Source organism: Microbacterium sp. (assembly GCF_035277845.1).
In the GTDB taxonomy this organism is placed as follows: domain Bacteria; phylum Actinomycetota; class Actinomycetes; order Actinomycetales; family Microbacteriaceae; genus Microbacterium.
In genome coordinates this window covers 1-9,816 of record NZ_DATEJS010000066.1, presented here as the reverse complement: position 1 = coordinate 9,816, position 9,816 = coordinate 1, and the positions used below count along the sequence as shown (strand labels likewise).

At 71.6% G+C, this 9,816-nt stretch carries 7 protein-coding genes and 2 pseudogenes; all 9 read left to right on the top strand.

Annotation, left to right across the window (positions count from 1 at the left end; genetic code table 11):
- Positions 1-306 (top strand): annotated as a pseudogene (locus tag VJR25_RS02865) (dihydroorotase); the annotation flags it as partial.
- A complete protein-coding gene (locus VJR25_RS02860; RefSeq protein WP_324112331.1) occupies positions 303-809 on the top strand; it encodes a hypothetical protein in 507 nt (168 codons plus the stop codon). The pseudogene VJR25_RS02865 and the gene VJR25_RS02860, both read left to right, overlap by 4 nt.
- On the top strand, positions 806-1,960 hold the full coding sequence (carA, locus tag VJR25_RS02855; RefSeq protein ID WP_324112328.1) for a glutamine-hydrolyzing carbamoyl-phosphate synthase small subunit: 1,155 nt from the start codon (positions 806-808) through the stop codon (positions 1,958-1,960). Before VJR25_RS02860 ends, carA begins: the two co-directional genes overlap by 4 nt.
- Complete coding sequence (gene carB / locus VJR25_RS02850) at positions 1,960-5,247, top strand: carbamoyl-phosphate synthase large subunit (protein ID WP_324112326.1); 3,288 nt, start codon at positions 1,960-1,962, stop codon at positions 5,245-5,247. Before carA ends, carB begins: the two co-directional genes overlap by 1 nt.
- Positions 5,244-6,101: an orotidine-5'-phosphate decarboxylase gene (gene pyrF, locus VJR25_RS02845; RefSeq protein ID WP_324112319.1), complete on the top strand. Its 858-nt coding sequence runs from the start codon at positions 5,244-5,246 to the stop codon at positions 6,099-6,101. The genes carB and pyrF overlap by 4 nt, the downstream gene beginning before the upstream one ends.
- Complete coding sequence (gmk, locus tag VJR25_RS02840; protein ID WP_324112317.1) at positions 6,070-6,966, top strand: guanylate kinase; 897 nt, start codon at positions 6,070-6,072, stop codon at positions 6,964-6,966. Before pyrF ends, gmk begins: the two co-directional genes overlap by 32 nt.
- 106 nt (positions 6,967-7,072) lie before the next feature.
- Positions 7,073-7,327, top strand: a complete 255-nt coding sequence (rpoZ, locus tag VJR25_RS02835; RefSeq protein ID WP_324112315.1) for a DNA-directed RNA polymerase subunit omega — start codon at positions 7,073-7,075, stop codon at positions 7,325-7,327.
- A gap of 152 nt (positions 7,328-7,479) precedes the next feature.
- A complete protein-coding gene (gene metK, locus VJR25_RS02830) occupies positions 7,480-8,673 on the top strand; it encodes a methionine adenosyltransferase (protein ID WP_324112313.1) in 1,194 nt (397 codons plus the stop codon).
- Positions 8,674-8,690: 17 nt separating this feature from the next.
- Positions 8,691-9,816, top strand: a pseudogene (locus VJR25_RS02825) (primosomal protein N'); the annotation flags it as partial.

Genomic DNA, 9,816 nt, shown 5'->3' with positions numbered 1-9,816 from the left:
GCACTGCGCGTCGTCCACCAGGCGATGGTGCAGACGGGGCTGCTCGACTGGGCCGACGTCGCCCGGGTGATGTCGCGCACGCCCGCCGAGATCGGACGGCTCGACGGCCACGGGCGCCCGATCGCCGCCGGTGAGCCCGCCGAGCTCGTGTTCTACGACGCCGACGCCGGGGGAGTGTTCTCCACCGCCGACCTGCGCGGGCGCGGGATCAACTCGCCGTACCTCGGCCGGGAGCTCCCCGGCAGCGTGCGCTACACGGTGCACGCCGGCCGGCTCACCGTCGACGACGGCGTGGTCACCGCATGAGGTGGGTCGCGGTCGTCGGGATCGTCCTCGTCGTCGCGCTCGTCTTCTGGCTGATGTGGCGCGGCTGGAGGCGACGCACCGAGCGGGACGCCGAGCTCACCGCGCCGTTCGCGGAGCTGCCCGCGGGCGCCGTCGAGCAGGCCCGCTTCAGCGGACTCTACGTCGCCACCACGGCGCACGACGAGCCCCTGGAGCGCCTCGCCATCGGCGGGCTCGCGTTCCGCTCGAGCATGACCCTCACGGTGACGGATGCCGGCGCCGCCCTGGACCTTCCCGGGCTCGAGCGCGTCGTGTTCGCGCCGTCGCGCATCGTTGCCGTCGACCAGGCGACCGTCGCCATCGACCGCGTGGTCGAGAAGGACGGCCTGGTGCGGCTCGTCTGGACGACCCCGCAGGACGTCGTCGTCGACACCTATCTGCGCGCGCAGGATGCCTCGGCCCGTCAGGTCGCCGACGCCCTCCGCGCCATCTCATCATCCCCCTCCACCGGAAACGACGAATGAGCATCAGCTTCACCACAGACCCCGCCGTCCTCGTGCTCGAGGACGGCACCCGACACACCGGCCGCGCCTACGGTGCGCGCGGCACGACCCTGGGCGAGGTCGTCTTCGCGACCGGCATGACCGGCTACCAGGAGACCCTCACCGACCCGTCGTACGCGGGCCAGATCGTGCTGCAGACCGCGCCGCACATCGGCAACACCGGCATGAACGACGAGGACCCGGAGTCGCGCCGCATCTGGGTCGCCGGCTACATCGTGCGCGACCCCTCGCGCGTGGTCTCGAACTGGCGCGCCGACGAGTCGCTGGATGCCGCCCTCACCCGCGACGGCATCGTCGGCATCAGCGGCATCGACACCCGTGCGGTGACGCGCCACATCCGATCGGCCGGAAGCATGCGCGGGGGCGTGTTCTCCGGCGCGGCCGCCGGCCTCGACCCCGAGGAGCAGCTGCGCATCGTGCGGGAGGGCCCGCAGATGGCCGGCCTGAACCTGTCCGCCCAGGTCTCGGTGCCGGAGGTGCAGATCACCCGCGCCACCGGCCCGCGCATCGGCAATCTCGCCGTGCTCGACCTCGGCGTCAAGCAGGCGACCATCGACAATCTCGCCGCCCGCGGCTTCGAGGTGCACGTGCTTCCGCAGGATGCCACCTTCGAGGACATCCTGGAGACGGCGCCGGTCGCGGTCTTCTACTCGAACGGGCCGGGCGACCCGGCGGCGTCCGGCGACCACGTCTCGCTGCTGCGCAGCGTGCTCGATGAGGGCCTGCCGTTCTTCGGCATCTGCTTCGGCAACCAGCTGCTCGGACGCGCGCTCGGCTTCGACACGTACAAGCTGCCGTTCGGCCACCGCGGCATCAACCAGCCCGTGCTCGACAAGGCCACCGGTCGCGTGGAGATCACCGCGCACAACCACGGCTTCGCCGTCGACGCGCCCCTCGAGGGCGAGACGCAGAGCCCCGCCGGCTACGGCCGGGTGGAGGTCAGCCACATCGGCCTCAACGACCGGGTGGTCGAGGGGCTGCGGGCCCTCGACGTCCCCGCCTTCTCGGTGCAGTACCACCCCGAGGCGGCGGCGGGCCCGCACGACGCCAACTACCTCTTCGACCGGTTCCGCGACATGGTCATCGCCCACCAGCAGAAGGACGCGAAGTAATGCCCAAGAGAGACGACATCCGAAGCGTCCTCGTCATCGGCTCCGGCCCGATCGTCATCGGGCAGGCGTGCGAGTTCGACTACTCCGGCACCCAGGCGTGCCGCGTGCTGCGCGAAGAGGGGGTGCGCGTCATCCTCGTGAACTCCAACCCGGCCACGATCATGACCGACCCGGACTTCGCCGACGCCACCTACATCGAGCCGATCACCCCCGCGGTCATCGAGACGATCATCGCGAAGGAGAAGCCCGACGCCATCCTGCCGACCCTGGGCGGGCAGACGGCCCTGAACGCGGCCATGGCCCTGCACGCGCAGGGGATCCTCGACAAGTACGGCGTCGAGCTCATCGGCGCGAAGGTGGACGCCATCCAGAAGGGCGAGGACCGCCAGATCTTCAAGGAGCTCGTCATCGAGGCGGGCGCCGAGGTCGCGGCATCCCGCATCGCCCACACCATGGACGAGTGCCTCGCCGCCGCGGCCGAGCTCGGCTACCCGCTCGTCGTCCGCCCGAGCTTCACCATGGGCGGCCTCGGCTCCGGGTTCGCCTACGACGAGGCGGACCTCCGCCGCATCGCCGGGGCGGGTCTGCACGACTCGCCCACGAACGAGGTGCTGCTCGAGGAGTCCATCCTCGGGTGGAAGGAGTACGAGCTCGAGCTCATGCGCGACACCGCCGACAACACGGTCGTCGTCTGCTCGATCGAGAACGTCGACCCGGTCGGCGTGCACACCGGCGACTCCATCACCGTGGCCCCCGCGCTCACCCTCACCGACCGCGAGTACCAGAAGCTGCGGGACATCGGCATCGACATCATCCGCGCCGTGGGCGTGGACACCGGCGGCTGCAACATCCAGTTCGCGGTCAACCCCGACAACGGCCGCATCATCGTCATCGAGATGAACCCGCGCGTGTCCCGCTCGTCCGCTCTCGCGTCGAAGGCGACCGGCTTCCCGATCGCCAAGCTCGCCGCGAAGCTCGCGATCGGCTACCGCCTCGACGAGGTGCCCAACGACATCACGCAGGCGACCCCGGCGAGCTTCGAGCCCACGCTCGACTACGTCGTCGTGAAGGTGCCCCGGTTCAACTTCGAGAAGTTCCCGGCCGCCGACCCGACGCTGACCACCACCATGAAGTCGGTCGGCGAGGCGATGGCCATCGGCCGCAACTTCACCACCGCACTGAACAAGGCGCTGCGCTCGCTCGAGAAGCGCGGCTCCAGCTTCCACTGGGGCGACGAGTCCCGCACGGTCGCGGAGCTGCTCGAGGTGGCCAAGGTGCCGACCGACGGCCGGATCGTCGCCGTGCAGCAGGCGCTGCGCCTCGGCGCGACGATCGAGCAGGCCTTCGAGGCCACCAAGATCGACCCGTGGTTCCTCGACCAGATCGTGCTGATCAACGAGGTCGCCGCGTTCGTGCGGCAGGCCGGCGAGCTGGATGCCGCCACGCTGCGGATCGCGAAGGAGCACGGCCTGTCGGACGTGCAGATCGCGCAGCTGCGGGGCATCGGCGAGGCGGAGGTGCGCGGGATCCGCCACGGCCTCGACGTGCGCCCGGTGTTCAAGACCGTCGACACGTGTGCGGGGGAGTTCCCGGCGCAGACGCCGTACCACTACTCGAGCTACGACGCGGAGACCGAGGTCGCCCCGTCCGAGCGCACCAAGGTGGTCATCATCGGCTCCGGCCCGAACCGAATCGGTCAGGGCGTGGAGTTCGACTACTCCTGCGTGCACGCCTCGTTCGCGCTGGCGGACGCCGGGTACGAGACCGTCATGGTCAACTGCAACCCGGAGACCGTGTCGACCGACTACGACACCTCCGACCGCCTGTACTTCGAGCCGCTCACGCTCGAGGACGTGCTCGAGGTGCTGCACGCCGAAGCCCAGTCCGGCACCATCCTGGGCGTCGTCTGCCAGCTCGGCGGCCAGACGCCGCTCGGCCTCGCGAAGGGCATCCAGGACGCGGGCTACACGGTCCTCGGCACGAGCCCCGAGGCGATCGACCTGGCCGAGGAGCGCGGGCTGTTCTCCGGCATCCTCGACCGCGCCGGTCTCGTCGCGCCCCGGCACGGCACCGCGACCGACGTCGACGGCGCCGTCGCGGTGGCCGAGGACATCGGGTACCCGGTGCTCGTGCGCCCGAGCTTCGTGCTCGGCGGACGCGGCATGGAGATCGTCTACGACACTGCGTCGCTGCGCGACTACTTCGTGCGCATCGCCGACCAGGCGATCATCGGCGAGGGGATGCCGCTGCTCGTCGACCGGTTCCTCGACGACGCCATCGAGATCGACGTCGACGCCCTCTACGACGGGCACGAGCTGTACATCGGCGGCGTCATGGAGCACCTCGAGGAGGCGGGCATCCACTCCGGCGACTCCAGCTGCACCCTGCCGCCGGTGTCGCTCGGCCGCACCGAGATCGACCGGGTCCGGGAGGCCACGCGGGGAATCGCCGCGGGCGTCGGCGTGCGCGGCCTGCTGAACGTGCAGTTCGCGGTCAGCGCGGGAGTGCTCTACGTGATCGAGGCGAACCCCCGCGCCAGCCGCACCGTGCCGTTCGTCTCGAAGGCCCTCGGCATCCCGCTCGCCAAGGCGGCATCGCGCATCATGGCGGGGTCCACGATCGCCGAGCTCAAGGCGGAGGGCCTCCTCCCTCCCGTGGACGGCTCGCGAGTGCCGATCGACGCGCCGGTCGCGGTGAAGGAGGCCGTGCTGCCGTTCAAGCGGTTCCGCACCGCCGAGGGCGCCACGGTCGACTCGGTGCTCGGCCCGGAGATGCGCTCCACCGGCGAGGTCATGGGCATCGACCGCGACTTCCCGACCGCGTTCGCGAAGAGCCAGGCGGCCGCCTACGGCGGGATGCCGCTGTCCGGCACGGTGTTCATCTCCGTGGCCGACTCCGACAAGCGGGCCGTCATCCTGCCCGCGCATCGGCTGCAGCAGCTCGGCTTCACGCTGCTGGCGACCGAGGGCACCGCGGAGATCCTCTCGCGCAACGGCATCGACGTGACCGTGGTCCCCAAGTACAGCGAGACGCACGACACCGACCGCAAGAACGTCGTCGACCTCATCGACGCCGGCGAGATCGACATCATCGTGAACACGCCGAGCGGCATGTCCGCACGCGCGGACGGCTACGAGATCCGCGCCGCCGCGGTGGCGGCCGACAAGGCGCTGTTCACCACGATCGCCACGCTCGGCGCGGCGGTGACCGCGATGGATGCCGCCGGCGACGGGTTCGACGTGCGGAGCCTGCAGGAGTTCGCCCTCGACCGGGCGGCCCGCGCGTGACCGGCTTCGGGGAGCGCGTGCGCGCGGCGATGGATGAGCACGGTCCGCTGTGCGTCGGCATCGACCCGCACGCCGCGCTGCTCGCCGACTGGGGCCTGCCCGGATCGGCCGCGGGCGCACGCGAGTTCGGTCTGCGCACGGTCGAGGCCGCCGCGGACCGGGTCGGCTTGGTGAAGCCGCAGGTCGCGTTCTTCGAGCAGTACGGCTCGGCGGGGATCGCGGCGCTCGAGGACGTCCTCGGCGCGGCTCGGGATGCCGGCCTGCTCGTGATCGCGGACGCCAAGCGCGGCGACATCGGCTCGACCATGGCCGGGTACGCGCAGGCGTGGCTGGCACCCGGCTCGCCGCTGGAAGCGGACGCCCTCACCGTCAGCCCGTACCTCGGCCCGGATTCCCTCGATGCGACGGCCGCTCTCGCGAAGCAGCACGGCAAGGGCCTGTTCGTGCTGTGCGCGACGAGCAACCCGGAAGCCACCCCGCTGCAGTCCGGCGCCGTCGGCGACCAGACCGTCGGACGGTTCGTCGCCGAGCGCATCGCCGCCCTCGACACGCGCGAGAGCGGGTCCTGGGGAGATCTGGGGCTTGTCGTGGGCGCGACTGTCAGGTTGGACGTTTTAGGCTTGGGACAGGGATTCGTCGCGACCGCGCCGATTCTCGCGCCCGGATTCGGTGCGCAAGGGGCCCGACCCGAGGACCTCGAGCGCATCTTCGCTGATCTGGCTCCGTTCGTCATCGCGAGCGAGAGTCGCAGCATCCTGTCAGCCGGTCCCGACCGGATCGCAGAGGTCATCACGGCGCGCGCCGAGCTGTACACGAGGAGCCATGGCCGAACACCAGACGCCGCCCGAGGTTGACCGGGTCGCCGCATCCCAGCGAGCCGTCGCCGCACGCCGCGCGCGTGCGAGCCTGAAGCGCGACATCTCCGCGCGGGTCATCTCCCCGCAGGAGGTCATGCGGCGAGCGGCGGCGGATGCCGCGTCCCCGGCCGGCACCCTGCGCGTGCCCGACTTCCTCACGGCGCTGCCCGCGATCGGCGAGAGCAAGCGCGACCGCGTGCTGGCCGACCTGCAGATCGCCGCGGTGAAACGACTCGGCGGTCTGGGCGTGCGTCAGCGTGCGGCGCTCGGCGCCTGGCTCGACGACCGGTTCCCGGAGTCCGCGCCGCGCCCCGGCCGCAGCCGCCTGCTGGTGCTCGCCGGGCCCACCGCCGTCGGCAAGGGCACCGTCGCCGCGCAGATCCGCGTCGACCACCCCGAGATCATGCTGTCGGTCTCGGCCACCACCCGGGCCCCGCGCCCCGGCGAGACCGAGGGCGTCCACTACTTCTTCGTCGACGATGCGGAATTCGACCGCATGATCGCCGCGGGGGAGCTGCTCGAGCACGCCACCGTGCACAACAGGCACCGCTACGGCACCCCGCGCGGCCCGGTCGAGGCCGCCCTGGCCGACGGCCGCACCGTGCTGCTGGAGATCGATCTGCAGGGCGCCCGCCAGGTGCGCGCCGCGGATCCGTCGGCGGCGCTCGTGTTCCTGCTGCCGCCCAGCTGGGACGAGCTCGTGAACCGCCTCGTCGGTCGCGGCACCGAGGGCGACGAGGAGCGCGCGCGGCGCCTCAAGACGGCGCGCGTGGAGCTCGCCGCGCAGAACGAGTTCGACTACCGCGTCGTCAACGAGGACGTGGCATCCGCCGCCGCCGACGTCGCCGCCCTCGCGCGGTGAACACGGGCTCGGCCCGGCATCGGCATCCCGTAGACTAGAGGGATGCTTTGCGCGCCTGATGCGCGCTCACCATCATCGCCAGCACGGACATCCAGGAGGTTCCCACATGGCCGGCACGAACCAGGGCATCATCGACCCGCCGATCGACAGCCTGCTCGAGAAGGTCGACTCGAAGTACCAGCTCGTCATCTATGCATCCAAGCGCGCGCGTCAGATCAACGACTACTACTCCGATCTGCACGAGGGCAACCTCTTCGACAACGTCGGGCCGCTCGTCGACTCGACCATCGAGGACAAGCCGCTCACCATCGCGATGCACGAGATCCACGAGGACAAGCTGCGTCTGCGTCACGCGGAGTGACATCTGCGGGATGACCTGTTTCATCCTGTGAACGGAGGCGGTCGCGATGTCGGCCGCCTTCGTCATACTTGCTGAGTACTGCACACCCCCGCGTGCGACCCCCGCGCGGAGCCTGCATCCGAACCGATCCGGTTCTGAACCGAGGAGTCCCGTTGTCCGATCTGCGCCTGTTCACGTCCGAGTCCGTCACCGAGGGGCACCCCGACAAGATCTGCGACCAGATCTCCGACAGCGTGCTGGATGCCATCCTCGCGGCGGACCCGCGCGGCCGGGTCGCCGTGGAGACGCTCGTGACGACCGGCCTCGTGCACGTCGCGGGCGAGGTGTCCACGAGCGCGTACGTCGAGATCCCGGCAATCGTGCGCGACGTCGTCAACCGCATCGGGTACACCTCGAGCGAGACCGGGTTCGACGGCGACTCGTGCGGGGTCAGCGTGTCGATCGGCGCGCAGTCCTCGGACATCGCGTCGGGCGTGAACAAGGCGATGGAGCGCCGGGAGGACGGCTCGGAGGACCCGCACGACTTCCAGGGCGCGGGCGACCAGGGCATCATGTTCGGCTACGCGACCACCGAGACGCCGCAGCTCATGCCGATGGCCATCTGGACGGCGCACCGCATCGCGGAGCGCCTCACCGAGGTGCGCCGCACCGGCCAGCTGCCGTTCCTGCGCCCCGACGGCAAGACGCAGGTCACGCTCGGCTACGAGGGTTCGACGCCGCGCACCGTGGAATCGGTCGTGCTGTCCACGCAGCACCACCCGGAGATCTCGCAGAAGGCGCTGCGCGCCGCCGTGCGCGCCGAGGTCATCGACCCCGTGCTGGAGTCGACGGGTCTCGCCCTTCCGGACGTGAACTACTACATCAACCCGGCCGGTCCGTTCGTCATCGGCGGTCCGAAGGGCGACGCCGGCCTCACCGGCCGCAAGATCATCATCGACACGTACGGCGGGGCCGCCCGCCACGGCGGCGGCGCGTTCAGCGGCAAGGACCCGTCGAAGGTCGACCGCTCCGCCGCGTACGCGATGCGCTGGGTCGCGAAGAACGCGGTCGCGGCGGGGCTCGCCGACCGGCTCGAGGTGCAGGTCGCCTACGCGATCGGCAAGGCGAAGCCGGTGGGCCTGTACGTCGAGTCGTTCGGCACCGGACACGTGAGCGACGAGACCATCGTCCAGGCGATCCGCGACGTGTTCGACCTGCGACCGGCCGCGATCATCGCCCAGCTCGACCTGCTGCGCCCGATCTACGCGCAGACCGCCGCCTACGGCCACTTCGGCCGCGAGCTGCCGGACTTCACCTGGGAGCAGACGACGCGGGCCGACGACCTGCGCGCGGCCGCGGGGCTCTGACGGAACCGGAGCCCGCGGTGAGCGAGCGCGCCGCGCCGCGCCGGGTGGCGCGGGTGCTGATCGATTCGCCGCTGCCGCAGCTGGACCGGCTCTTCGACTACGCCGTCCCGGACGAGCACCGGGACGCGGCGGTGCCGGGCGTGCGGGTCAAGGTGCCGCTGCGCAGCGCCGGCCGCGTCGTCGACGCGTACATCGTCGAGGTCGGCGAGGAGGATGCCGTCGACCGGCCGCTCTCGCCCCTCGATGAGGTCGTCTCCCCGGTGCCGGTGCTGCCCGCTCGGCTGCACACCCTGGTGCGCCGGGTCGCGGATCGCGCCGCCGGCTCGGCGGGCGACATCCTGCGTCTCGTGATCCCGAAGCGCATGGTGCGCGCCGAGAAGGCGTGGCTCGCCGGCGGCGCGCAGGATGCGGCGGCATCCGACCCGGTGACGCACGCCGCGCGGGAGTCGGCCCGGCGCGTGCTGGACGAGTTCCCGACGCTTCGCGACCGGCTCGCGGCGGGGGAGCGGGTGGCCGTGACCGCTCCGCCGCGGACGGTGGCCGTGAGCGCCGGGGACGGCGCCGAATCGACCGTGGGCGGCTGGGCGGTGCTGATGGCCGCGGCGGCCCTCGAGTGCCTGGCGGCCGGCCGCAGCGCCGTGCTCGTGGTGCCCGACCACCGGGATCAGGCGCAGCTCGAGGCCGCGCTGGCGGGACGGGTCGCCGAGGACGCCCTCGTCCGGGACGACGCCCGCCGATCCGGCCCGGAGCGCTATGCCGCCTACCTCCGGGTGCTGTCCGAACGTCCGTGCGTCGTCATCGGCAACCGCTCCGCCGTGTACGCGCCCGCGCACGATCTCGGCCTCATCGCGCTGTGGGACGACTCCGACCCGCTGCTGGCCGAGCCCCTCAGCCCCGGTGTCCATGCCCGCGATGCCGCACTCGTGCGCCAGGAGCTCGACGGCTGCGCGCTCCTGTTCGCCGGTCACACGCGATCCACCGATGTCGAGCGTCTCGTGTCGATCGGCTGGGTGACCGAGGTCCGCGCCGCCCGGCCGCTCCGCCCGCGTGTCGTGCTCAGCGCGACCACGGCCGGCGACGTCCCCGCCCGCCGGGTGCCGTCGATCGCCTACGCGGCAGCGCGCACGGCCCTCGAGCAGGGCC

Coding starts and splice junctions, on each gene's coding strand:
- VJR25_RS02860 (WP_324112331.1), top strand. CDS start 303: ATGAGGTGGGTCGCGGTCGTCGGGATCGTCCTCGTCGTCGCGCTCGTC.
- carA (WP_324112328.1), top strand. CDS start 806: ATGAGCATCAGCTTCACCACAGACCCCGCCGTCCTCGTGCTCGAGGAC.
- carB (WP_324112326.1), top strand. CDS start 1,960: ATGCCCAAGAGAGACGACATCCGAAGCGTCCTCGTCATCGGCTCCGGC.
- gmk (WP_324112317.1), top strand. CDS start 6,070: ATGGCCGAACACCAGACGCCGCCCGAGGTTGACCGGGTCGCCGCATCC.
- rpoZ (WP_324112315.1), top strand. CDS start 7,073: ATGGCCGGCACGAACCAGGGCATCATCGACCCGCCGATCGACAGCCTG.